Here is a 22,001-nt window from a genome sequence, read left to right on the forward strand (position 1 = left end):
GGAGAAAGGAAGAGGCGCCCCCCCCTCAATCCTTGAACGTCACCCCGTACCTTTCAGCTTTTTCCTTGGGCATGTCGGCGAGTGCCTGGCGTACCGTGTAGCCACCGTAGATTTCGCCGCCGTTCCTGACCATCCAGTCCTCGACATCGGCTTCGGCGACCGTCATCCTGTCGCCCATCTTGTACTTGTTGCCGTTGACCGGCACGTCGGCGAGCAGGCCGATGAAGCTACCGTCGTCATAGCCGACCAGCTGCATCCAGATGTGCTCGGTGGCGCCGTTCTGTGTCAGCGGGAATTTCACGGTGTAGGTGCCGGGCGTGCCGGCGGCGATCAGCTGGTGGAAACGCGGCAGCGTCGAGCGGCCAGACTTCTTGGCGGCTTTCATCGCCTCGTCGCCAGTATAATAGGCAACGACGTTTTCCTTGACCGGGCGCGGTGCCGTCGGCGAGGCCCCCGGCGCCGCCTCCGGGATTGCAACCGGCTTGTCGCTCGACCGAACTCCCGTGCCATTATAAAACCCGTAGCCGACGCCCGCGACCAGCGCGATTACCAGGACTGGATTGCGCATTGACCCCTCCATGCGATGATCACGCGCCTGTTTACCAAGCCGGCATTGCAGGACCGCTAAGGAACAGGGTGAGCGGGCTGTTAGCAAAACGCTGAAAATTGCTATCGATATCCTGATGCAGCGAAACAGCAGTCGCGGAGGTGCCGTCGGCAATGATGTCGCCCTGTAGGTGTTTCAGTCGGCGTTGGCGACGGTCGTTTGTCCACCGGCCCATGCCCGCCATGCCCGGGCATCGCCATGGAACACGTTAAGGTCGATGCGGCCACTTACGCCGTGCGACAGGCCGGAGCCGGAATATTGCCAGAACAGCCATTTGCGGCCGGGATAGACCTTTGACGGGTGCGCGGCCACGGAGCGCAGCCAGAATGGATAATCCGGGAAGGCACCCTTGAGATTGTCGCGGTAGAAGTCGGGCGCGGTGTAGATGATCGGCCGCTGGCCGTAGTGGCGCTCGAGCTTGTCCATGAACACCTGCATTTTTTCCAGCACCTTTTGCCGCGACGGGCGGCGCTTGCAGCTGGATTCGCCGTTCCACTCGACGTCGATCACCGGCGGCAGCGCGCCCTCGACCCTCGGCACGTTGCGGATGAACCAGTCGGCCTGCTCGCCGGCGGTGCGGCACCAGTAGAAGAAATGATAGGCGCCCCGCTTGAGGCCGGCGGCGTCGGCATTGCGCCAGTTCCTGGTAAACATCGGGTCGAGATGATCGCCGCCGTCGGTCGCCTTGATGTAGGCGAAGTTGGCGCCCTGGGCGCGCAGCTTTTGCCAGTTCACATTGCCCTGCCAGCGCGAAACGTCGACGCCATGGACCGCAAGGCGCCTTGGCGAGGAGGACTTGCCGAAATTGATCGGCTTGGCGTCGCGAAAACCATAGCGCGTGACCGGCTCGGCAAGCATTGCCGGTGCGGCGCGTGTCAGCCGCTTCGGCGGCGACATCAGCGCGATCACCTCGGCCGGCGGTTCGATGCTTTGGTCGGGCTCCAATGTAGCCACCGGCCGTTCGTCCTGCTCCTGTTCGGCAAAAGCTGGCGCAGCATCGGTTTTCGCCACGGATGCCACTGGCGCGGGCGGCCGCACGACCGAGCTGGTGGTCTCGCTGGACGGCACTTGCAGCGCATCCACGCCGGAGGTCGACGTGCAGCCGGCAAGGCACAGCGCTGCGATCGAAAAGATGACGACGCCTGATAACCGCATCTGGACCTGTACGCAAAACACAACAGACCGAAGGCAGGACAGCGCCGCCGGACAAACCAAGCTGGATTCCTAACAAGAAACTACCAACAAAGTTTGAATCGAATTGTTAGGGCTTTGCATCGGGACGTTCGCCCGGACGGAGGGCGTTATCCCTCCAACGTTCGGCCATGTCGCTGCCTCGCAATCCTGCTTGACAACTCACGGCATGAGATTAGCCTTCGCTAATCTTACAGTGTAAGGTCATACTTGGGAGGAAGTCATGCAGCCCGCCGCCCTATCAGAATTGCAGCCTGTAGCCCCGCCGGAGCCACACTCGCCTGCCATCGGGATCGAAAAGATATCCCGCGACCTAAGCCGCGCCATCGAACGCGCCGAGGTCAAGGCATGGCTCGATCTCTATCACGCCGCCCCGGCAGACTTTGCCGCAATGCAAGGCCTTGCCATCGCCGAAGATGGCGATCTCGTCTGGACCACCTGCACGACGATCACGTTCATCCATTTCAACTGCGTCAAGAATTTCGGCGTCGAGAGCGCGGCCACCGAGAGCCGGCTCGATGCGCTCCTTTCGCATTATCGCGACGCCGGCGTTCTGCGGCCCTGGTTCTACACCAATCCGCACACCGAGCCCGCGACGCTGAGCTGCTGGCTCGAGGCACGCGGCCTGCAGCGTCAGGGCGGCTGGGAACGCATCTTTCGCGACGCCACGCCATTACGGGCGGAGCCGCTTTTCCCGACGAAGGATGTCTCGGTCGAGCGGGTGACGCCGGCAACGGCAAGGGAATGGGCAGGGTTCATCGACAGCCAGTACCGGCTGCCGACCTCACCGTGGTTGCTGGCGCTGGCCGGCCGGCGCGGCTGGCATCATTACATGCTGCGGCGGGAAGGCGCGGTGGCGGCGGTGCGTTCGATGTTCATCGGTGCCGACGGCATGGCCTGGAGCGGCATCGACGCGCCGGTTCCCGGCATCATGGCGCCGAGCTTCGACCTCGATGCAATGCTCGGCGAAACGATGGTGCGCGACGGACTTGCGGCCGGTGCAAAACTGTTCGTGGCCGATATCGAGGCGCCGCACGCCGAACGAAACGGGCCGGCTTATCGCCACTATGCGCGCCTCGGCTTCAAGCTCGCTTATTTCCGCAGCCATTACAGCTATTTGCCGGCAAATTCCGGCTGACCGATTCAAGATCCCAACGCATGTCGCGCAAAAGTGTGCAGCGGTTTTGCGATAAGACATGCATCAAAACAGAAACTAAAGCGCGTCGCAGGAGGCCGGTCGAATGCGGCGCGCTTTAGCCGCATAGCCACAGCTTGTGGCAGGTCGTGGCCAGCAGGTGGGCCGGCGGTACAAAACGATCGTTGACCGGCACATCGTCGTCCGCCCGGCGGACCTTTTCCTCGAGCAGCGTGCGAAGTTCCGCCGGCTGCACGCGGTCGCGCTCCATCACCAGCTTGATCATCGGATCACTCAAGAGCTCGTCCAGGGTATTGATGCTGTCGTTCATTCCGTCGCCTCCTCGACTGCCGCCCGCACGCAATAGATAGGCAGCAATGATGGCCCACCAATGACGCTTTGCCGGCTATCTCGTGTCGCTTCGGATTAAATTTTGTCCATCTCAGTTGGGCGGTGGCGCGCCTTCATATTGCGGCAGGCCGTCGTCGAGCTGCACCCAGGGCTGTTTCGAGGCGGTCCAGATATGCATCTCAGGCCTGAACACGCTGGGATCATCGAGCGAGCCGGTAGTGACGCCGACAATGCCGGCGGAATCGCGTCGGGAAAACATCGTCGTGCCGCATCGCGGACAAAAGCCGCGCTTGAGATCCGGCGACGAATTCGCCATCGCCAGCGGTCCGTCGACCATCACATCATCGATGCGGAACAGCACGCGCGCGTTGAAGGCGCCACCCAGCGCCTTCTGGCATAACCGGCAATGGCAGACGCGCTCATTGATCGGTGCCGCCTCGGCGCGGTAACGCACTGCCCCGCACAAACACCCGCCCTGATATCCAGCCATTGCTCTGATCCGTCATTTGGAGAAGATCGGCGAACCGTAGCGACGGGCATGGCAGCGTCAATTGAAAAGCTTTGATAGGGGCGCCATCGGTTCCTGTGATCCGGCCGATACACGATTGGCTCGACGCGCCGGGCCCAAGGCCTCATGGGCGAAAACCGGCCATCTCGCGGGAGATGGCCGGGAGACAGTTGTCCGAATGTCAGTTCGTTTCGTTGACGACCTCATCCCAGGTCTTGACCTTGGTCTCGCCATTGAGGAACGGCAGCGCGGCAGCTGTCAGTTCGGGCGCGAAGAACACATCGTAGTGGGTGCGGTTCGGCAGGATCGCCAGACGGTTCTGCGACAGGTTCTCGCGCATCCAGCCGGCGTCCTTCAATCCGCCGCCAAGCATCTGATAGAACTTGATCTCGTGCTCGGGCCGGTACATGTCGCTGTCGCCGAACACCAGCATCACCGGCATTTTCAGCTTCGGCACATCGGCGGAATAGTCGTAATCCTTGCGCATATAGGCGCCGAGCTGTTCGAGCAGTTTCGGAAAATCCTTCGGATGCGGCGCGACCGCGACGTAGGATTTGTACATCGGCGTGTCCTTCATCATGTCGGCCATCGCCGCGCCGACCTGTGCCTGCTGGCCGCGCATCTCGGCATAGAAACCATCCGCTGCGTAGCCGGTCGAGACCAGGACGAGCCGGCGCACCGCCTCGGGATGCTGGACGGCCATGCGGAAGGCGACGCCGCCACCCAGCGAATAACCCATGACGTCGACCTTGTCGTAGCCGAGCGCCTTGACGATCGCCGCCATGTCGTCGCCTATCGCTTCCAGGCTGAGCGGCCGGTCACCCAGCGCGGTGCGGCCATGGCCCTGCAGGTCGACCCCAATGACGGTGCGGTTTTCGGCAAGTTTCGGCAGGATCGGCGCGAACATGTCGGTGGTGCCGAGACCGCCATGCAGCAGAAGCAGCGGCTCGCCCTTACCATAGACGGCGTAATAATAGTTCAGGCCGTTGATCGGCAGCAGGCCGGATTTGTCCGGCGTCGGCAGTGTTGCGGTTGCGGTCGTCATGGCAGGCTTGGCCTCCTCTGCGTTGATGGTGCCCGGCGCGGCAAACAGCGCGGCGGCCGAGGCGAAAATGGCGAAGAATATCGATCTGGACATGTCAGTCTCCCTCTCCCGTCTGCATCAAAGTCGCTTCGCGACCTCCTCGAGCTGTTCGGCGCACTGGCCCCAGCCGTCGTGAAAACCCATTCTCTCGTGCTGTTCGCGGTCGGCGACCGACCAATGCGCAACCCGGGCGGTGTAGCGGGTCTTGCCCGTGCCCTCGTCCTCGAAGGTCAGCACGACCGTCATGAACGGCTTTTCGGACGGCTCCCACGCCTTGGTATAGGCATCGGTGAAGACGAGCTTTTTGCCCGGTATGACTTCGAGGAAGATGCCTGGATTCGGGAACTCCTTGCCGTCGGGATCGGCCATGACGACAAGGGTTGAGCCACCGGCGCGAACATCCATCTCCGCGCGCGGCGTCGTCCACGGCTTCGGCGCGAACCATTGCGTCAACAGCTTCGGCTCGGTCCAGCAGCGATAGACGTTCTCACGCGGCGCATCGATGATGCGGGCGAGAACCAGCTCGCGGTCGGAGTTGGGTTCGATGTCGAGCTTGGTGGTCATGGCGTTTCCTCACATGTCGGTTTTGGCTTTCGTGTCTAGGACGAACCAACAAGACGCAAGCCGACACGGTCCGTGAGAAAAAATCCGCGGGACGGGAGATTCGAACGGGGAACTGAGTGGCGTCAGTGACGCTTGGCTTGCACCAGATAGGCGTCGATCTCGGTCTCGCCGAGCCACTTGGCCGCTTCCAGCCGATGCAGCCCTTCGACCAGGATGTGGCGCTTGCCATCATGGCGCACCTGGATCGGCATCTTCATGCCGTTTTCCAGAATGTCCTCGGCCAGATGGCGGACGGTTTCGGGATGCAGCGTCTTCTTGCGCGCGGTCGGCACGTAGATGTCGTCGACCCTGACCTTTTGCACTCTCAGCATGTCGGCTCCCGTGCGGACAACGCCGCCCTTTGTGAGATAGTCTGTTTGGCCGGCAAGGCCAAGGGAGCAGCCCGGCAGTCGCTGGCCCGATCGTTTCCAATTGACGGTCGGTGGGCGGATGGCCGAAATGGCGGCCTTCGACCTCAGCGGTGTCCATGAGCCATCTGCCGACCGAGTTTCCCGATTTCGGACTGACGCCGGAGCAGCGACGCCAGGCAGTACGCAGCCATTACTGGGAATGGCCGGGGATGGATGGCGGGCGCGGCGAAATCTGGTGCTACAGCGACCGTTTTTCCTACTGTCCCGGCGAGATGGTGGCGCTGCATGTCAGCTCGACGGCCACCAGTTTCGGCATCGCGATCGTCCGCGACGGCGGTGCGGAAACGATACTGGTCGAAAAGACCGGGATTGCGGCGCGCTGGCAGGATACGCCGGATCAATGTTCGGTCGAGGGCTGCGGCTGGGAAGCCTCCTTTGAAGTCCGCATCGGCGACGATTGGCCGTCCGGCGCCTATCGCGTGACGCTGACGGCAGATGGCCGGGACGGTAATGCGATCCGCTGCCACCATCTTTTCATTGTCGCGCCGCGGCCCGGCAAGAAACCCGGCCGCGTGCTGCAGGTGGCCGCCACCGGCACCTGGCTCGCCTACAATACATGGGGCGGTTCCAACCACTACGAGGGCATCACCGGGCCAGGCCGCGACCAGTATGCACGAATGGTGTCGACCCAGCGGCCGTGGTGCCGCGGCTTCGTCGTGCTACCCAAGGACGCGCCGCGCGTGCCGCTGGAAATCGCGGTGCCGCCGAAAACCGTGCCGCGCTATCCGCATATGGAATGGGCCTTTGCCACCGGCCATTCCAAGAAATACGCCTCGTCAGGCTGGGCAAGCTATGACAGCCATTTCTTCCGCTTCGCCGAGCGTGCCGGCTATGCCGTCGATCTCGCCAGCCAGCACGATCTGCATTTTGCGCCCGACGTCCTCGACGGCTATGACTGCGTCGTCTTCGTCGGCCACGACGAATACTGGACCTGGGAAATGCGCGACGCGGTCGACACCTATGTCGAGCGCGGCGGTCATGCGGCGCGCTTTGCCGGCAATTTCATGTGGCAGACCAGGCTGGAGGACGAAGGCCGCCGGCAGGTCTGCTACAAATACCGCGCCCGCGCCGAGGACCCGGCCTATTGCGGCGGCGACATAAGGCGCGCAACCAACTCCTGGGAAGCGCCGGAAATCGGCCGGCCGGGTGCATCGACGTTCGGGCTCAACGCGACGCGAGGCGTCTATGCCGGCTGGGGCGGCTGCGCGCCGCGCGGCGTGCGCGGCTTTCCCGTCTACCGGCCGGAGCATTGGGCCTTTGCCGGTACCGGCATCTACTATGGCGACCTGCTCGGCGCCGACAGCCATGTCTATGGTTACGAGGTCGACGGGCTCGATTTCGAGATCCGCGGCGGCCTGCCTTACCCCACGCCGGACAGCGGCGCACCGGACGGCCTGCAGGTGCTCGCGGTCGGCATGGCTGCCCAGGTCGAGGAAAGCGCCGATATTGCGTTCGAGGACCAGTTCCTCGGCGACGAGGATGGTCGCTTCACCGCCGAAACGCTGTTCGGCGAGGCAAGCGACGCCAATCTCGACAAGGTCAAACGCGGCAACGGCATGATCGTCAATTTCCCGCGCGGCAAGGGCGAGGTGTTTCACGCCGGAAGCTGCGAATGGGTCGCCGGCCTGCTAAGGCAGGATGCGATGATCGAGTGCGTCACCCGAAATGTCCTCGACCGCTATCTCGGAAAGCCATGACATGCTGAAGTCCCCTGCCCCGGAAGCCCGCGAAGCCTCGCATCTGTTTTATCTGTCCAGCCTGCGCCGGCCGTTGATCGACCGCGCCGAAGGCATCTACATGTGGACGCAGGACGGCCGCCGCTTCATCGACGGATCGAGCGGGCCAATGGTCGCCAATATCGGCCATTCCAACCGCAACGTGCTCGACGCGATGAAGCGGCAGATGGACCGCGCCACCTTCGCCTATCGGCTGCATTTCGAGAATGAGCCGGCGGAGGAGCTCGCGGGCGAATTGGCCGCCAAACTCCCCGAGGGCCTGGACCGCATCTTCTTTGTCTCCGGCGGCTCGGAAGCTACGGAATCCTGCATCAAGCTGGCGCGGCAATGGGCGGTCGCCACCGGCCAGCCCAGCCGCTGGAAGGTGATCACGCGCTTTCCTTCCTACCATGGCGGCACGCTTGGCGCGCTCGCCGTCACCGGTGACGACGCGCTGGCCGAAAGTTTTGCGCCGATGATGCAGGTCATGCCGACGGTGCCGGCGCCCATCGCCTGGCGCGACCGCGACAATCTTTCGATGGAACAGCGCGGAATCCGCTACGCCGACATGCTGGAGGAAAAGATCCTCGCCGAGGGACCGCGAAGCGTGCTCGCCTTCATCATGGAGCCGGTCGGCGGCGCTGCCACGGCAGCACTTGTGGCGCCGGACAGCTATTATCCGCGCATCCGCGAGATCTGCGATCGCTACGGCATCCTGCTCATCCATGACGAAGTGATGAGCGGTGCCGGCCGCACCGGAAAATTTCTCGGCGGCGACCACTGGAACTGCAAGCCGGATCTCGTCGCGCTGTCGAAAGGGCTGGGCTCCGGCTACGCGCCGCTTGGCGCGCTGGCGGCTCCGATGCGGCTTGTGCAGCCGTTGCTCGCTTCCGGGGGCTTTCAGCACGGCCATACCTATGCCGGCAATCCGCTCGCCTGCGCCGCCGGGCTCGCCGTGCTCGGCGAGATGGACCGTCTCGGCCTGATCGCCAATGCGGCCGACATGGGCGAGCTTTTAATGGACCAGCTTAAGCGATTGGCGAAGCGGTTTCCGTTCATCGCCGACGTCCGCGGCAAGGGCCTGCTCACCGGTGCCGAAATGGTCGCCGATCCCGACACGCTGAGGCCGATCGAGCCGGCAAAGAAGGCCACCCAGCGGCTGCTCGACCTCGCCTATGAGCGCGGCCTGATCATCTATGGACGCAAGGTCAAGGGCGGCGTCGACGGCGACAATTTCATGGTCGCGCCGCCGATGATCGTCACCGCCGCGCAGATCGGCGAGATCATATCCATCATCGGCGACTCGCTCGAAGTGCTGGCCGGCGAGCTCGATCTGCCGGTCGAAAGCTGAGAGGAAAACCATGGCGCCGCGAAAAGTCATCATCACCTGCGCCGTCACCGGGTCGGTGCACACGCCGTCGATGTCGCAGCATCTGCCAGTGACGCCGGACCAGATCGCCGCCGACGCGATCGCCGCCGCCGAGGCCGGTGCCTCGATCCTGCATCTTCACGCCCGCGACCCTAAGGACGGGCGGCCGACCGCCGACCCCGAGGTGTTCATGCAATTCCTGCCGCGCATCAAGCAGGCGACCGATGCGGTGATCAACATCACCACCGGCGGCTCCTCGCTGATGACGCTCGACCAGCGGCTGGCCGCGCCGCTCAGGGCCGCGCCGGAAATGTGTTCGCTCAATATGGGTTCGATGAATTTCGCGCTGTTCCCGATGCTCGAGCGGCCGCGGGAGTGGCAGCACGAATGGGAGCCGAAACTGCTCGAAGCGACCCGCGACACGATCTTCAAGAACACCTTTGCCGACATGGAGAGGGTGCTCGAAAAGCTTGGGCGCGGATGCGGCACGCGCTTCGAATTCGAGTGCTACGATGTCGGCCACCTCTACTCGCTGGCGCACTTCCGCGACCGCGGGCTGGTGTCGGGACCGCTGTTCATCCAGTTCGTGTTCGGCATCCTCGGTGGCATCGGCGCCGATCCCGAAAACCTGATCCACATGAAGCGCATCGCCGACAAATTGTTCGGCGACAGCTACCAGTTTTCGGTGCTGGCCGCCGGACGCCACCAGATGCCGATGATCTCGATTGCCGCGGCGATGGGTGGCAATGTCCGCGTCGGGCTGGAGGACAGCCTCTACGACGGGCGCCAATTGGCCAAGTCCAATGCCGACCAGGTCCGCCGTATCCGCAGCATGCTGGACGGGCTGTCGCTAGACGTCGCGACGCCGGCCGAGGCACGCGCCATGCTGGCGCTCAAGGGCGGCGACCGGGTGGCGTTCTGAGATGCGGCCGTGACCAATCCGCCGTCAAAAGATATTGTCATCCGGTCTGGCACCGTCGAGGACGTCGAGACCATCCACGCCGCACTCCTTCGGCTCGGCGCGCATGTCGGCGCACATCAGGAGATCACCTCGACAGCTCAGGATCTCCGCACCTATGGCTTTAGCGAAAAGCCTGCCTTCTCGACCTTGATCGCCGAAGTCGATGGCGAATTTGCCGGGCTTTGCCTGTATTTTCCGATCTTCTCGACATGGATGGGCCGGCCCGGCGTCTATGTGCAGGACCTCTATGTCGGGGACCGGTTTCGCGGCCGCAGGATCGGCGAGCGCCTGTTGCGCCGGGTCGCAGCGCAGTGCCGTAAGGCAGGCGGCGTCTATCTCAGGCTATCCGTCGACACCGACAACGAGACCGCCAAGGCTTTTTACGAACGGCTCGGCATTGCCTGGTCGAGCTACGAGCAAGTGCAAAAGATCGTCGGCGAGGCCTTTTTCGCCTTTGCCGATGCACCGGAGGAGCCAACATGAAAACCTTCTATGCCGAAGAACAGAGACGCCACGACCCGAAGGCGTTCCTCTCAAGCGGCGCGCCGCAGCCCAATCCGGAAAAACCGGAACGGGTCGAGCGATTGTTAGCCGGCGCAAAGGCTGCCGGCTGCACGATCGAACGGCCGCGGGATCACGGGCTCGGCCCGATTGCGGCGGTGCATACGCCCGAATATCTCGATTTCCTCCAACATATCTTCGCACGCTGGCAGCGCATCGAGGGCGCCTCGGCCGAAGTCATCCCCAACATCCATCCGATCGCCCGGAACGGCTCCTATCCGGCCTCGGCGGTCGGCCAGGCCGGCTACCACATGGCGGACACCGCCTGCCCGATCTCCGGCCAGACGTGGCAGAGCGCGCTTTGGAGCGCCTGGAGCGCGGTTGAAACCGCCGAGGCGGTTATGTCGGGAGCGCCGGCCGCTTACGCGCTGTGCCGGCCGCCCGGCCATCACGCCTTTGCCGATGTCGCCGGCGGCTTCTGCTTCATCAACAATTCGGCGGTCGCCGCACAGGTTCTGCGAAGGCAAGCGGCGCGGGTGGCGATCCTCGACGTCGACCTGCATCACGGCAATGGCACGCAGGGCATCTTCTATGCCCGGCCGGACGTGCTCACAGTGTCGCTGCATGCCGACCCGGTGCGTTTCTATCCGTTTTTCTGGGGCCATGCCGACGAGCGCGGCGAAGGGCCCGGCCTCGGCTACAATCTCAACCTGCCGCTAGCGCGCAAATCCGGCGACGCCGCATTCCTCGAAGCACTGGATGTGGCTTTCCGGCGTATCCGCGCCTTTGCGCCAGAAGCACTGGTGGTGGCGCTCGGCCTCGACGCCTTCGAGGGCGATCCGTTCGGCGGGCTGTCGGTGAGCACAGCCGGCTTTTCGCGCATTGGCGAGGCGGTCGCCGAGCTCGGCCTGCCGACGGTCATCGTCCATGAAGGCGGGTATCTCTGCGACGAGCTCGGCGACAATCTCAACGCCTTCCTCACCGGTTTTGGCGGCGCCCACAAGCGATGATCCGCCCGCGAGGCGTGCTCAGGATCGTTCCTGCCGCAGCATGGCGATAACGCGGTGCACACTCTCCAGCGTCTGGTCGATCTCGGCTGAAGTGTTGTAATGAGCGATGCCGATGCGCACGACGCCCTGCTCGGCCGGAATGCCGAGCTGGTGCACGATCTCCCAGGCGTAGTTGTGGCCGGACCATAGGAAGATGTTTTCCGCATTCATCTGCCGCACGATCGTCTCCGGCACGATGCCTTGGACGGTGAAGGACACGGTCGGCACGCGCTCATCGATCCGCTTCGGATCGGTGATGCCGTGGATGGTCAAGCCGGCAATATCCGACAGACCGTCGATCAACTGTTGCGCCAGCGGGTTCTCGTAAGCGATTGAAACTTCGAAGGCCTTGGCGATTTTCTGGCGGCGCGACCCTTGCGCGCCGGCTGCCGCGCCCAACTCGGCAAAATGATCGACAGCCGCCGACAGGCCAGCCATCAATTCAATTTGCGGCGTGCCGAGTTCGAAGCGCTCCGGCAGGGCATTGGACGAGCAGCGGCATTTGTACGGCTGCAACGCATCGACGACGTCCGGCCTGCCCCACAAGATCCCCATATGCGGGCCGAAGAACTTGTAGGCCGAGCAAATCAGAAAATCGCAGCCAAGGTTTTGAACGTCAATCAAGCCATGCGGCGCGAACTGGACGGCATCGACGTAGACCAGCGCACCAGCCTGCTTGGCGATGCCGGTCAACGCCTTCACCCGGTTGATCGAGCCGGTGAGATTGCTGGCATAGTTGAGCGCAACGAGCCGCGTCCTCTCGGAAAGCAGCGCGGCAAGAGCCGCCACCTCGATCTGCCAGCTCTGCTGGTCGAAAGGCAGCCAGCGCACGACAAGGCCAAGATCTTCAGCCAGTTGCAGCCAGGGCGAGATGTTGCCCTCATGGTCCATGCGGGTGAGGATGATCTCGTCGCCTGGCTTCATCGTACGGCCAAGCGTTCGCGACATGTGGTAGGTCAATGTCGTCATGTTCGCGCCGATGATTATTTCCCGCGGACTTGCCGCGCCAAGGAAATCCGCCATCGCCAGATGGGCCTCGTCGACAATGTTTTGTGCTGCAATGGTGGTTTCGAAGAAGCCGCCGAGATTGGCATTGGTGGTCAGCAGGCTGCGTGACACCGCGTCCGCCACCGCCTGCGGCACTTGCGTGCCGGCAGGATTGTCGAGATAGATGCGCCTGCGGCCATTGTCGCTCAGCGACAAGGCCGGAAATTTTGCGCGCACCGCGTCGATCCGGAAGTCCATGGCTGTTGCCTCCCCTTATGACTATCGGACAACCATGTCCCGAAGCATCAAGGGCACGGATTGCCGACGCGCTGGTGGATCGCGTCGACGGCTTTCTGCATGTCCTCGGTCCAGACCACGTCGGCGGAAGAGAGCGCCATTTCGAGTTGCGAAATGGTAGTGGCGCCGATGATGTTCGAGGTGACCAGGGGCCGGTTCGAGACATAGGCATTGGCAAACAGCGCCGGCTCCATGCCGAAGGTGCGCGCCAACCGGTTGTATTCGAGCTGCACCTCGGCAGCATTCGGCGTTTCATAGCGCTGGCCGCGGTTGAACAATTGCGAGCGCGAGCCCTGCGGCCGCGCGCCATAATCGTATTTGCCGGTCAAATAGCCTTGCGCCAGCGGCGAATAGGCAAGCAGCGACACCCGCTCGCGCTCGCAGACTTCGGCAAGGTTCACCTCGAAGGTGCGATTGACGAAATTATAAGCGTTCTGCAACGAGGCGACGCGCGGGCCGAGGCCCTTGTCGGCTTCGGCAATGAAACGCATGACGCCCCAGGAATTCTCGTTCGACAGGCCGAAATGGCGGATCTTGCCGGCCCGCACCAGTTCATCGAATACGGCAAGCGTCTCGGCGATCGGCGTCTCGCCTTCCGGCACGCCGGCGGCATCGGACCGTCGCTGTACGGCGCCGATGCGGTTCGGATTGGCGCCCCACGGCACGTCCCGTTCCGGCCAATGGATCTGATAGAGATCGATGTAATCGGTGTTGAGCCTGGCGAGTGACTTATCAATAGCGTCGAAGATATCGGCGCGCACCAGCTTAGACGGTCGGTCGCCGCGAAACCAGGTGTTGGCGGTGCGACCAACCACCTTCGAGGCGACGATCACCTGGTCGCGATTGCGCTTCTCCTTCATCCAATTGCCAATGATTGTCTCGGTTCGGCCTTGTGTCTCCGCCTTGGGCGGGATCGGATAGAGTTCGGCGGTGTCGATGAAATTGACGCCGCGAGCAAACGCCAGATCCATCTGGGCGTGACCGTCCGTCTCGGTGTTCTGCTGGCCCCAGGTCATAGAGCCGAGGCAAATCTGCGACACGAAAAGATCGGTCTGGCCGAGGCGGCGTTTGTGCATGGAGTTTCTCCGGCGGGATTTTTTTGCGCGGCTGCGCGAGGAGGAAGCAATAGCATACAGGAAAGCGCCGCCCGCTTCCAAGCCCGCCGACTGCAGGCCATGCGACTTTCCCAGGACCCGGCGAACGGGTTTATCCCTGCAGGTAACAAAAAAGCCGGACTGCATTTTCATACAGTCCGGAAGTTCGCCAGGAATGGCGAGGAAAAGCCGGCCAGGTCGGCATTGATCCGTACGGTCGAAATGCCGGAGAAGTTTCGCCGGACCAGCCGAATTATTTCAAAAAAGATCGGGGCAGCATGGCTACCATCGGAATGCTGCACTGCACAACGTCATGATCCGCCTATGCTGGAGGCCGCGACCATTGTGGTCTGCATGTGGATTGTCGGGCCCCTAGCCCGGCGCGGCCACCATCGCGACGTTTCTGGAGAGCTCGTTTGTGGGGTCAACTCCGTCTGCTCTGCCGCTCGTGAGCGCCCGGTAGAGTGCCACATAATCGCTGCACATGCGCTCGACCGTGAACCGCCTTTCGAACGTCTGCCGCACTCGTGCGCGATCGAGGCTGTCCAAACACCGGAGCGCGCCCACAGCTTCCTCCACCGTATCCACGACCCATCCGGACACACCGTCATCGATGATCTCCGGGACGGCGCCACGCCGGAACGCAACCACGGGCGTACCGCAGGCCATTGCTTCGATCGTTACGAGCCCGAAGGGCTCCGGCCAGTCGATTGGGAACAAAAGCGCTTTCGCATTGCCCAGAAAGTCCGCCTTTTGCCGCTCATCGATCTCGCCAATGAACTCCACGTTCGAATGCCGCAGCACTTGCGGCTCGACCCTTTCCTTCCAGAACGACTGGTCCACCTTGTCGATCTTGGCGGCGATCTTCAGCGGAACCCCGGCCCGCGCTGCTATTTCCATGGCCGGTTCCGGCCCCTTTTCCGGCGAGATACGACCGAGAAACGCGAGATAGCCAGAGGGGTTCGGGTGGAATGGCAAAAGATCGCGGGGCAGGCCGTGATGCACGGTTCCAACCCAGTTCACGGGCGGCATGGGCCGGCGCTGGTCGAAGGAAATCGAGACCAGGGGAACGTCGTCGAACATCGCATAAAGCTGCGCCAGATCGGGCAGGTCGAGCCTGCCGTGAAGCGTGGTAACCGTTCGCGTTGCAAAATCCCGAATTATGGGGAAGTGCAGAATGTCCACGTGGAAATGCAAAACGTCGAATTCATCGGCTCGCCGGCGCACCCGTTCAAGCATCATGACATGGTGGGGAACACCGTCGTGAACCCTGGGGTTCAGACGCAACGCGACGTCGCAACACGGCACCAATTCGGCTGAGGTACGAGAATCGCCGCTGGCGAACAGCGTCACCTCGTGGCCCTGTCGGACAAGTTCTTCGGTCAGATACGAAACAATTCGCTCGGTTCCGCCGTAGGTTCGGGGCGGCACGGATTCGGTTAGCGGCGCGATCTGGGCTATCTTCATTATCAAAATCTTTTCGGCGGCAACCGCCGTCTTTCAAACAAGCTTCGGCAGCAACCAAGACAAATGAGAGCTTCCGGTTGCGAAGTATTCTATGCAGAGCGTATTTATAGTTGTGCCGTCCGTGCTCCTCTCGCGAAATCAGGTTGCCCTTATTCATTTCCTCTGGATCCAAGAACTGCGATCCCTGAGAAATGTTTCACCGGCTCGATAAAAAGACGGAATGAGCTACCCGCCACTGCCCCGCCGCCCCTGACCAGGCGGCTTTCAATTTGCTCGATCACCACCAATTGATCCGGGCGTGCGGGGTGCCCAACGGAACATAAAGCCCGGAATTCAGTTAGATAGCCGGATTTGACTGGAGTTCGCCAGATGCGCAACTCCGGCCGGGCAAGGGCACTGCCGTGACACGGGGTGAGCGGCTTCGGGCGTATCGCGCCGAACTCAGGCACCACCTTGCCGAACTCGGGAGCCATAAACGCTCCCTATGGAGGATGCCATGAACCAGTGGACAAACGCCAGGCTCTGTGACGTTGCCAACCTGATCCTTGGGGCAATTCTGTTCTTCTCTCCCTGGATCTTCGGCTTTGCGGCAGGCCCGCAGACGCAGAACGCCCTCGGCAGCGGAATCTTGATCGTCGTGCTTTCGGTTGCCGCCCTCGCAGCATTTGCCGTGTGGGAAGAGTGGGTGAACCTGGTCGTCGGACTGTGGGTTCTCGTATCGCCCTGGGTGCTTGGATTCCAGGCGACCACGGCGATGACCGTGCATGTCGTGATCGGCATTCTGGTCGCCGTGCTGGCGGCGATCGAGCTCTGGATGATGTATCAGAACCCGCCGACCCAGTCCGCCGCGTAACAGGCGCAGCCAGCCAGCGCCCTTTTTGGGCCTGACGAATCGATCAGTCGTCTGCCGGCCTCTCGGCAACAGCCGCCGGAGGCCGGGTAGACGGTTTTTTTGGGACGAAAAGGATGGCGCATCATGGTCGGTGACAATCCGCGTTCGACGGCAAGGATTGCGGGACATCCTATTCATCCGATGCTCGTGCCGTTTCCGATCGCCTGCTTCGTCGGCACCCTGCTGACGGATCTGGCCTACTGGCGAACAGCGGAAATGATGTGGGCTGCTTGGCTGGTTACCGTGGGCGTGATCATGAGTAGCCTTGCAGCGATCGCGGGGCTGATCGATTTCCTGGCTAATCCGCTGATAAGGGCACAGCCCCCCGCCTGGCCGCACCTGCTCGGCAATCTGCTGGCGCTGGCGTTGTCCATTATCAACATGCTGGTGCACACCCGTGATGCATGGACCTCCATCGTCCCCACCGGCTTGATCCTCTCGGCGGTTGTCGTGCTCATCCTCATCTTCACTGGTTGGCTGGGCTGGTCCATGGTGTACCGGCATCATGTCGGAGTGGCGGACTGATGCGCGTAGCAAGTTCGATCAGACCGGCCGGGCGCATCGCGCCAACACCGGTGAGACAAAGATCACCGCGCCCGGAACGCCGCTCACCGCCCTGCCCGGCGGCCCGATCGACCATCATTGGACGAAGAGCCTGGTGGCAAGCCCCGACGGCTCGCTGCTCTATGTCGGCATCGGCTCGAACAGCAACGTCGCTGAAAACGGCATCGAGGCGGAGAAGGACCGCGCCGCCATCTGGCAGGTAGACAGGGCTACCGGCCGGTCGCGCATTTTCGCCAGCGGCTTGCGCAATCCAAACGGCCTGAGCTGGGAGCCGCAGACCGGGGCGCTCTGGGCAGTGATCAATGAGCGCGACGAGCTCGGCCCCAATCTCGTGCCGGATTATCTGACCTCGGTAAAGGATGGCGGCTTCTACGGATGGCCATACAGCTATTACGGCCAGCATCTCGACCCCCGCGTCATGCCCCAGCGTCCGGACCTGGTCGCGAAAGCGATCGTTCCGGACTATGCGCTGAGTTCCCATGTCGCCCCTCTGGGACTGGCCTTCTATACCGCTAACAGCCTCCCCGAGACATATCGCGGCGGCGCTTTCGTTGGCGAGCATGGCAGCTGGAACCGGACGCGCTTCAATGGCTACAAGGTGGTATTCGTACCATTCAGCGGCGGCCATCCGAGCGGCGCCGCACAGGACGTGGTGACTGACTTCCTGGACAAGGACAACAAGGCGCGCGGCCGGCCGGTCGGCCTGGCCGTCGACAGAACCGGGGCCTTGCTCATCGCCGACGACGTTGGCAACACAGTTTGGCGGGTGACATCTGCCAGCCAATAAAGTGCCTCCACTCCCCTTGTCGAGCTGTCGATCGAGCAGGTGGAACGGACACCGCTCGAAGCAATCGTGCGGACGTTCTTCGTCATGCTGCTGTTCCTGCAGAACCTGTGCGCGACGATCCCCGACCTGCCCCTGATCACCGTCGAACCGAAGGACCGCCAGTGCCGAGAAACGGTATTTTTGCCCTTCCCACAGCCGGCTCTAGAATTTTCATCGCAAATCAAGTTATGATGCACTTGGTATTTCCCGGGACGGCTTTGCGCCGCTTGGAATACCGGGAGGAAACGGGACATGGCCGTTGCGCTTGTACTCGTTCTGATAGTCGTGGGCTCGGTGTTGTTCCACTTCCTGAGCCCATGGTGGTGGACGCCGATTGCCTCAAACTGGGACTATATCGACAACACCATCATCATAACTTTCTGGATCACCGGCGTCGTCTTCGCCGCCGTGGTTCTTTTCATGGCCTATTGCGTCTTCCGCTTCCGCCATCGGGAAGGCAATCAGGCGGCATATGAACCTGAGAACAGGCGGCTCGAATCCTGGCTGACGGTCGTCACCGCGGTTGGCGTCACGGCTTTGCTCGTTCCCGGCCTGTTCGTCTGGAGCCGGTTCGTCAACGTTCCAAGCGACGCAACCGAGGTCGAAGTCGTCGGCCAGCAGTGGCAATGGAGTTTCCGCCTCCCCGGCAAAGACGGCAAGCTCGGCACGTCCGACACCCGCGACGTCAAGGCTGAAAATCCGCTCGGGCTCATCGCTACCGATGCCAATGGCCAGGACGACGTCGTGGTCGAAGCGGCCGACCTGCATTTGCCGGTTGGCAAACCGGTCAAGATGCTGCTCCGCTCGATCGATGTGCTGCACGATTTCTACGTGCCGGAATTCCGCGCCAAGATGGACATGATCCCGGGCTCGGTCACCTATTTCTGGTTCACTCCGACCAAGACCGGAACCTTCCAGGTCCTGTGTGCCGAACTCTGCGGCCAGGGACATCCGATGATGCATGGCGTGGTCATGGTCGATACTCAGGAAGACTATCTGGCGTGGCTTGGCCAGCAGCAGACCTTTGCGCAGCTGTCCGCGCCCCAGCAGATGGGCTCGGCAGAGTAGGAAACCGGAACGACGGCGCGCCGTCGGGATTGAAAATAGTGCGGCAGGCCCGAACTGTCGGGCGGCCCGAAAGGGCACGGAGGTGTTCCTATGGTCGATATCACACCTGCAGATGCGGTACCGCCGGCCGAAGTCGCGGAAATGGAACTCTACCATCCGCACAGCTGGTGGACGAAATACGTTTTCTCGCAGGACGCCAAGGTCATCGCCATCCAGTATTCGGCGACCGCGACAGCGATCGGCATGGTGGCGCTGGTGCTATCCTGGCTGATGCGGCTGCAGCTCGGCTTCCCCGGCACATTCGACTTCATCACCCCGGAAGCCTACTATCAGTTCATCACCATGCACGGCATGATCATGGTGATCTACCTGCTCACCGCACTCTTCCTGGGCGGCTTCGGCAACTATCTGATCCCGCTGATGGTTGGCGCTCGCGACATGGTCTTTCCCTATGTCAACATGCTGAGCTATTGGATCTATCTGCTCGCCGTGCTGGTCCTGGTGTCGAGCTTCTTTGCGCCCGGCGGACCGACGGGTGCCGGCTGGACGCTCTATCCGCCGCAGGCGGTCATGACCGGTACGCCAGGCGGCCAGGACTGGGGCATTATCCTGATGCTCGTCTCGCTGATCCTGTTCATCATCGGCTTTACCATGGGCGGCTTGAACTATGTCGTGACGGTGCTGCAGGGGCGCACGCGCGGCATGACGCTGATGCGCCTTCCGCTCACCGTCTGGGGTATTTTCACCGCCACCGTCATGGCGCTACTCGCCTTCCCGGCGCTGTTCGTCGCCTGCGTGATGATGCTGCTCGACCGGGCGCTCGGTACAAGCTTCTTCATGCCGGCGATCGTCGAAATGGGCGAACAGTTGCAGCACGGCGGCGGCAGCCCGATCCTATTCCAGCATCTGTTCTGGTTCTTCGGCCACCCGGAGGTCTACATCGTCGCGCTCCCGGCCTTCGGCATCGTATCCGACCTGATCAGCACCCATGCGCGCAAGAACATCTTCGGCTACCGCATGATGGTCTGGGCCATCGTCGGCATCGGCGCGTTGAGCTTCGTGGTTTGGGCGCACCACATGTATGTCAGCGGCATGCATCCCTATTTCGGCTTTTTCTTCGCCACCACGACGTTGATCATCGCGGTGCCAACAGCCATCAAGGTGTACAACTGGGTGCTGACCTTGTGGCGTGGCGACATCCACCTCACCATACCGATGCTGTTTGCCCTGGCCTTCATCGTCACCTTCGTCAATGGCGGGTTGACTGGGCTATTCCTCGGCAATGTCGTGGTCGACGTTCCGCTGTCGGACACGATGTTCGTCGTCGCTCATTTCCATATGGTCATGGGGGTCGCCCCGATCATCGTGATCTTCGGCGCGATCTATCACTGGTATCCGAAGGTCACCGGCCGGATGCTGAATGAGACACTGGGCCGGTTCCACTTCTGGGTCACCTTCCTCGGCGCCTATCTGATCTTCTTTCCCATGCACTATCTCGGCTTGATGGGCGTGCCGCGGCGCTACAACGAATTGACCGACATGACGATCATGACGGAATCGGCCCACCACCTGAATTCGTTCATCAGCATCATGGCGTTCATTGTCGGCTTTGCCCAACTGGTGTTCCTGTTCAATCTGATCTGGAGCATCCGCCAGGGCCGTGAGGCAGGCGGCAATCCGTGGCGGGCTACGACGCTTGAGTGGCAGACGCCTGAAACACCGCCCGCCCACGGCAATTTCGGCAAGGATCTGCCGATCGTCTATCGCTGGGCCTATGACTACAGCGTACCGGGAGCCAAGGAGGACTTCATACCGCAAAATGTTCCGGGCTCCTTCGCGCCCTCCAGGGAGCCGGCATGAGCGTAATCCTGGTCTTCCTGCTCGTGATCGCCGGTATTGCCGGGTGGTGGCTCTCGCATCAGCGGCTAATGACGAAGCCGTGGCTCGAGCAAGGTATGGTCGGGGACTTTGTCGCCTTGGACCGATCGGCGCTGCCGACGGCAAAGATCGGTCTCGGCGTCTTCCTTGCCGTCGTCGGCTGCCTGTTCGCGCTGTTCACCAGTGCCTACTTCATGCGCATGGCGCTGTCGGATTGGCGGCCGCTGCCCATCCCGCCCCTGCTCTGGCTTAACACCGGCGTACTGGTCTTGAGCAGCATTGCGATACAGTGTGCTTCGCTCGCGGCGCGCAAGGGTCAAGTGGACATGGTCAGGCTCGGTCTCGCCACCGCTGGGCTCACGTCGCTCGTCTTCCTGATTGGACAGCTTGTGGCATGGCGGGAACTGAGTGCGGACGGCTATTTTCTGGCGTCCAATCCGGCCAACAGCTTCTTCTACCTGCTAACGGGAATGCATGGTCTGCACATACTGGGAGGACTGGTCGGCCTGGGCAGAACGAGCGTCGGCGCCTGGAACGGTGCGCGGCCGCTGCGGCTTCGCCTCAGCGTCGAGCTGTGCGCCATGTACTGGCATTTCCTGCTTTTCGTCTGGCTCGCCATCTTCGCTCTTCTGGCCGGCTGGGCGTCGACTTTGATCGACATATGCCGAGGGTTGCTGACCTAGGAGGAACGGGCGGATGGCAGAGACGACACTGACCCACATCGGCCGAACAGGGCAGCGGCCCGCAGGCTGGCAAGGCATCGCCGCCGACTGGTCCTCGGATCAGCGGGCGTTCAAAAACGTGTCCTGGGGCAAGGCCATGATGTGGATCTTCCTGCTCAGCGACACGTTCATCTTCGGCTGCTTCCTGCTCTCCTACATGACCGCGCGTATCTCCACACGCGTGCCGTGGCCCAATCCGAGCGAGGTCTTTGCCCTGCGCATCGGCGGCTCCGACATTCCATTGATCCTTATCGCCATCATGACCTTTGTTCTGATCTCGAGCAGCGGAACGATGGCGATGGCGGTCAATTTCGGCTACCGCCGCGACCGCCGCAAAACAGCAGTCCTGATGCTCTTGACCGCGGCACTCGGCGCGACCTTCGTCGGCATGCAGGCCTTCGAATGGACCAAGCTGATCACCGAGGGCGTGCGGCCTTGGGGCAATCCATGGGGCGCTGCCCAGTTCGGCGCATCCTTTTTCATGATTACCGGCTTCCACGGCACGCATGTGACGATCGGGGTGATCTTCCTGATCATCGTGGCGCGAAAGGTCTGGCGCGGGGACTACGACGTCGGGCGGCCCGGCTTCTTCACCAGCCGGAGGGGCCGCTACGAAAACGTCGAAATCATGGGGCTTTACTGGCATTTCGTCGACCTGGTCTGGGTGTTCATTTTCGCATTTTTCTATCTTTGGTGAGAGG

Annotated in this window: 24 protein-coding genes and 1 pseudogene; 14 read left to right on the plus strand and 11 right to left on the minus strand. The window is 62.2% G+C overall.

Annotated elements, in window-relative coordinates; all coding sequences use genetic code 11:
- Positions 1-25: 25 nt before the first annotated feature.
- Both AC0L2P_RS22455 and AC0L2P_RS22460 read right to left on the minus strand, forming a co-directional pair.
- Positions 26-568, minus strand: a complete 543-nt coding sequence (locus AC0L2P_RS22455; RefSeq protein WP_473504109.1) for a DUF2314 domain-containing protein — start codon at positions 566-568, stop codon at positions 26-28.
- Between the two features lie 174 nt (positions 569-742).
- Entirely contained in the window at positions 743-1,762 is a 1,020-nt protein-coding gene (locus tag AC0L2P_RS22460) for a glycoside hydrolase family 25 protein (protein WP_473504111.1), read from the minus strand.
- A gap of 259 nt (positions 1,763-2,021) precedes the next feature.
- Here AC0L2P_RS22460 and AC0L2P_RS22465 point away from each other — a divergent pair, with 259 nt between their 5' ends.
- The gene (locus AC0L2P_RS22465) at positions 2,022-2,936 is read left to right on the plus strand and encodes a hypothetical protein (protein ID WP_473504112.1); all 915 of its coding nucleotides are present in this window, start codon (positions 2,022-2,024) and stop codon (positions 2,934-2,936) included.
- 115 nt (positions 2,937-3,051) lie between these two features.
- Here AC0L2P_RS22465 and AC0L2P_RS22470 read toward each other — a convergent pair whose 3' ends face one another.
- The 5 genes from AC0L2P_RS22470 to AC0L2P_RS22490 all read right to left on the minus strand — a co-directional run bounded on the left by AC0L2P_RS22470 (position 3,052) and on the right by AC0L2P_RS22490 (position 5,811).
- Positions 3,052-3,264, minus strand: coding sequence for a hypothetical protein (locus tag AC0L2P_RS22470; RefSeq protein WP_473504114.1), 213 nt, complete (start codon positions 3,262-3,264; stop codon positions 3,052-3,054).
- Between the two features lie 111 nt (positions 3,265-3,375).
- Positions 3,376-3,774, minus strand: a complete 399-nt coding sequence (locus AC0L2P_RS22475) for a GFA family protein (RefSeq protein ID WP_473504116.1) — start codon at positions 3,772-3,774, stop codon at positions 3,376-3,378.
- 199 nt (positions 3,775-3,973) lie between these two features.
- Positions 3,974-4,930: an alpha/beta fold hydrolase gene (locus AC0L2P_RS22480; RefSeq protein ID WP_473504118.1), complete on the minus strand. Its 957-nt coding sequence runs from the start codon at positions 4,928-4,930 to the stop codon at positions 3,974-3,976.
- Between the two features lie 24 nt (positions 4,931-4,954).
- The gene (locus tag AC0L2P_RS22485; RefSeq protein ID WP_473504120.1) at positions 4,955-5,440 is read right to left on the minus strand and encodes an SRPBCC family protein; all 486 of its coding nucleotides are present in this window, start codon (positions 5,438-5,440) and stop codon (positions 4,955-4,957) included.
- Positions 5,441-5,562: 122 nt separating this feature from the next.
- Positions 5,563-5,811 carry a ParB N-terminal domain-containing protein gene (locus AC0L2P_RS22490; RefSeq protein ID WP_352492428.1) on the minus strand — a complete coding sequence of 83 codons (249 nt, stop codon included), beginning with the start codon at positions 5,809-5,811 and terminating at the stop codon, positions 5,563-5,565.
- A 155-nt stretch (positions 5,812-5,966) separates the two neighbouring features.
- Between AC0L2P_RS22490 and AC0L2P_RS22495 the strand changes: the two genes are divergently transcribed.
- From AC0L2P_RS22495 to AC0L2P_RS22515, 5 genes are read left to right on the plus strand one after another with little or no spacing between them, the layout of a single operon-like run.
- Entirely contained in the window at positions 5,967-7,607 is a 1,641-nt protein-coding gene (locus AC0L2P_RS22495) for a N,N-dimethylformamidase beta subunit family domain-containing protein (protein WP_473504122.1), read from the plus strand.
- A 1-nt stretch (position 7,608) separates the two neighbouring features.
- Positions 7,609-8,976, plus strand: coding sequence for an aminotransferase family protein (locus AC0L2P_RS22500; RefSeq protein ID WP_473504124.1), 1,368 nt, complete (start codon positions 7,609-7,611; stop codon positions 8,974-8,976).
- Between the two features lie 10 nt (positions 8,977-8,986).
- Positions 8,987-9,916, plus strand: coding sequence for a 3,5-dioxohexanoate:acetyl-CoA acetone transferase (gene kce, locus AC0L2P_RS22505; RefSeq protein WP_473504125.1), 930 nt, complete (start codon positions 8,987-8,989; stop codon positions 9,914-9,916).
- Between the two features lie 9 nt (positions 9,917-9,925).
- The gene (locus AC0L2P_RS22510; RefSeq protein ID WP_473504127.1) at positions 9,926-10,438 is read left to right on the plus strand and encodes a GNAT family N-acetyltransferase; all 513 of its coding nucleotides are present in this window, start codon (positions 9,926-9,928) and stop codon (positions 10,436-10,438) included.
- Positions 10,435-11,466 carry a histone deacetylase family protein gene (locus AC0L2P_RS22515; protein ID WP_473504129.1) on the plus strand — a complete coding sequence of 344 codons (1,032 nt, stop codon included), beginning with the start codon at positions 10,435-10,437 and terminating at the stop codon, positions 11,464-11,466. Before AC0L2P_RS22510 ends, AC0L2P_RS22515 begins: the two co-directional genes overlap by 4 nt.
- A gap of 18 nt (positions 11,467-11,484) precedes the next feature.
- On the opposite strand, the gene AC0L2P_RS22520 is transcribed toward AC0L2P_RS22515, so the two are convergent.
- The 4 genes from AC0L2P_RS22520 to AC0L2P_RS22535 all read right to left on the minus strand — a co-directional run bounded on the left by AC0L2P_RS22520 (position 11,485) and on the right by AC0L2P_RS22535 (position 15,823).
- The gene (locus AC0L2P_RS22520; RefSeq protein ID WP_473504131.1) at positions 11,485-12,750 is read right to left on the minus strand and encodes a cysteine desulfurase-like protein; all 1,266 of its coding nucleotides are present in this window, start codon (positions 12,748-12,750) and stop codon (positions 11,485-11,487) included.
- 47 nt (positions 12,751-12,797) lie between these two features.
- A complete protein-coding gene (locus AC0L2P_RS22525) occupies positions 12,798-13,865 on the minus strand; it encodes an aldo/keto reductase (RefSeq protein ID WP_473504133.1) in 1,068 nt (355 codons plus the stop codon).
- Positions 13,866-14,255: 390 nt separating this feature from the next.
- Complete coding sequence (locus AC0L2P_RS22530) at positions 14,256-15,350, minus strand: glycosyltransferase family 4 protein (RefSeq protein WP_473504135.1); 1,095 nt, start codon at positions 15,348-15,350, stop codon at positions 14,256-14,258.
- Positions 15,351-15,499: 149 nt separating this feature from the next.
- A complete protein-coding gene (locus AC0L2P_RS22535; RefSeq protein WP_473504137.1) occupies positions 15,500-15,823 on the minus strand; it encodes a hypothetical protein in 324 nt (107 codons plus the stop codon).
- Between the two features lie 23 nt (positions 15,824-15,846).
- Here AC0L2P_RS22535 and AC0L2P_RS22540 point away from each other — a divergent pair, with 23 nt between their 5' ends.
- The 8 genes and pseudogenes from AC0L2P_RS22540 (at position 15,847) to AC0L2P_RS22575 (ending at position 21,997) form a co-directional block, all read left to right on the plus strand.
- Positions 15,847-16,203 carry an SPW repeat protein gene (locus AC0L2P_RS22540; RefSeq protein ID WP_473504139.1) on the plus strand — a complete coding sequence of 119 codons (357 nt, stop codon included), beginning with the start codon at positions 15,847-15,849 and terminating at the stop codon, positions 16,201-16,203.
- A gap of 123 nt (positions 16,204-16,326) precedes the next feature.
- A complete protein-coding gene (locus AC0L2P_RS22545) occupies positions 16,327-16,767 on the plus strand; it encodes a DUF2231 domain-containing protein (RefSeq protein WP_473504141.1) in 441 nt (146 codons plus the stop codon).
- Between the two features lie 49 nt (positions 16,768-16,816).
- Positions 16,817-17,593: pseudogene (locus AC0L2P_RS22550) on the plus strand (PQQ-dependent sugar dehydrogenase); the annotation flags it as partial.
- A gap of 39 nt (positions 17,594-17,632) precedes the next feature.
- Positions 17,633-17,824 (plus strand): hypothetical protein, encoded by a 192-nt coding sequence (locus tag AC0L2P_RS22555; RefSeq protein ID WP_473504143.1) that lies wholly within the window; start codon positions 17,633-17,635, stop codon positions 17,822-17,824.
- 60 nt (positions 17,825-17,884) lie between these two features.
- Positions 17,885-18,700 (plus strand): cytochrome c oxidase subunit II, encoded by an 816-nt coding sequence (gene coxB / locus AC0L2P_RS22560; RefSeq protein WP_473504145.1) that lies wholly within the window; start codon positions 17,885-17,887, stop codon positions 18,698-18,700.
- A 90-nt stretch (positions 18,701-18,790) separates the two neighbouring features.
- Positions 18,791-20,560 (plus strand): cytochrome c oxidase subunit I, encoded by a 1,770-nt coding sequence (gene ctaD / locus AC0L2P_RS22565; protein WP_473504147.1) that lies wholly within the window; start codon positions 18,791-18,793, stop codon positions 20,558-20,560.
- The gene (locus AC0L2P_RS22570; RefSeq protein ID WP_473504149.1) at positions 20,557-21,261 is read left to right on the plus strand and encodes a cytochrome c oxidase subunit 3; all 705 of its coding nucleotides are present in this window, start codon (positions 20,557-20,559) and stop codon (positions 21,259-21,261) included. Before ctaD ends, AC0L2P_RS22570 begins: the two co-directional genes overlap by 4 nt.
- A gap of 13 nt (positions 21,262-21,274) precedes the next feature.
- Positions 21,275-21,997 (plus strand): heme-copper oxidase subunit III family protein, encoded by a 723-nt coding sequence (locus AC0L2P_RS22575; RefSeq protein WP_473504151.1) that lies wholly within the window; start codon positions 21,275-21,277, stop codon positions 21,995-21,997.
- Positions 21,998-22,001: the final 4 nt, after the last annotated feature.

This window comes from Mesorhizobium sp. WSM4836 (assembly GCF_055811815.1).

What these genes read in the sequence shown, in the direction of transcription:
- AC0L2P_RS22545 (WP_473504141.1), top strand. Translation starts at nt 16,327, where the DNA reads ATGGTCGGTGACAATCCGCGTTCGACGGCAAGGATTGCGGGACATCCT.
- AC0L2P_RS22490 (WP_352492428.1), bottom strand. Translation starts at nt 5,811, where the DNA reads ATGCTGAGAGTGCAAAAGGTCAGGGTCGACGACATCTACGTGCCGACC.
- AC0L2P_RS22465 (WP_473504112.1), top strand. Translation starts at nt 2,022, where the DNA reads ATGCAGCCCGCCGCCCTATCAGAATTGCAGCCTGTAGCCCCGCCGGAG.
- AC0L2P_RS22460 (WP_473504111.1), bottom strand. Translation starts at nt 1,762, where the DNA reads ATGCGGTTATCAGGCGTCGTCATCTTTTCGATCGCAGCGCTGTGCCTT.
- AC0L2P_RS22575 (WP_473504151.1), top strand. Translation starts at nt 21,275, where the DNA reads ATGGCAGAGACGACACTGACCCACATCGGCCGAACAGGGCAGCGGCCC.
- AC0L2P_RS22475 (WP_473504116.1), bottom strand. Translation starts at nt 3,774, where the DNA reads ATGGCTGGATATCAGGGCGGGTGTTTGTGCGGGGCAGTGCGTTACCGC.
- AC0L2P_RS22515 (WP_473504129.1), top strand. Translation starts at nt 10,435, where the DNA reads ATGAAAACCTTCTATGCCGAAGAACAGAGACGCCACGACCCGAAGGCG.
- AC0L2P_RS22470 (WP_473504114.1), bottom strand. Translation starts at nt 3,264, where the DNA reads ATGAACGACAGCATCAATACCCTGGACGAGCTCTTGAGTGATCCGATG.
- AC0L2P_RS22480 (WP_473504118.1), bottom strand. Translation starts at nt 4,930, where the DNA reads ATGTCCAGATCGATATTCTTCGCCATTTTCGCCTCGGCCGCCGCGCTG.
- kce (WP_473504125.1), top strand. Translation starts at nt 8,987, where the DNA reads ATGGCGCCGCGAAAAGTCATCATCACCTGCGCCGTCACCGGGTCGGTG.
- AC0L2P_RS22570 (WP_473504149.1), top strand. Translation starts at nt 20,557, where the DNA reads ATGAGCGTAATCCTGGTCTTCCTGCTCGTGATCGCCGGTATTGCCGGG.
- AC0L2P_RS22525 (WP_473504133.1), bottom strand. Translation starts at nt 13,865, where the DNA reads ATGCACAAACGCCGCCTCGGCCAGACCGATCTTTTCGTGTCGCAGATT.
- AC0L2P_RS22500 (WP_473504124.1), top strand. Translation starts at nt 7,609, where the DNA reads ATGCTGAAGTCCCCTGCCCCGGAAGCCCGCGAAGCCTCGCATCTGTTT.
- AC0L2P_RS22530 (WP_473504135.1), bottom strand. Translation starts at nt 15,350, where the DNA reads ATGAAGATAGCCCAGATCGCGCCGCTAACCGAATCCGTGCCGCCCCGA.
- AC0L2P_RS22485 (WP_473504120.1), bottom strand. Translation starts at nt 5,440, where the DNA reads ATGACCACCAAGCTCGACATCGAACCCAACTCCGACCGCGAGCTGGTT.
- AC0L2P_RS22455 (WP_473504109.1), bottom strand. Translation starts at nt 568, where the DNA reads ATGCGCAATCCAGTCCTGGTAATCGCGCTGGTCGCGGGCGTCGGCTAC.
- ctaD (WP_473504147.1), top strand. Translation starts at nt 18,791, where the DNA reads ATGGTCGATATCACACCTGCAGATGCGGTACCGCCGGCCGAAGTCGCG.
- AC0L2P_RS22495 (WP_473504122.1), top strand. Translation starts at nt 5,967, where the DNA reads ATGAGCCATCTGCCGACCGAGTTTCCCGATTTCGGACTGACGCCGGAG.
- coxB (WP_473504145.1), top strand. Translation starts at nt 17,885, where the DNA reads ATGGCCGTTGCGCTTGTACTCGTTCTGATAGTCGTGGGCTCGGTGTTG.
- AC0L2P_RS22535 (WP_473504137.1), bottom strand. Translation starts at nt 15,823, where the DNA reads ATGGCTCCCGAGTTCGGCAAGGTGGTGCCTGAGTTCGGCGCGATACGC.
- AC0L2P_RS22540 (WP_473504139.1), top strand. Translation starts at nt 15,847, where the DNA reads ATGAACCAGTGGACAAACGCCAGGCTCTGTGACGTTGCCAACCTGATC.
- AC0L2P_RS22520 (WP_473504131.1), bottom strand. Translation starts at nt 12,750, where the DNA reads ATGGACTTCCGGATCGACGCGGTGCGCGCAAAATTTCCGGCCTTGTCG.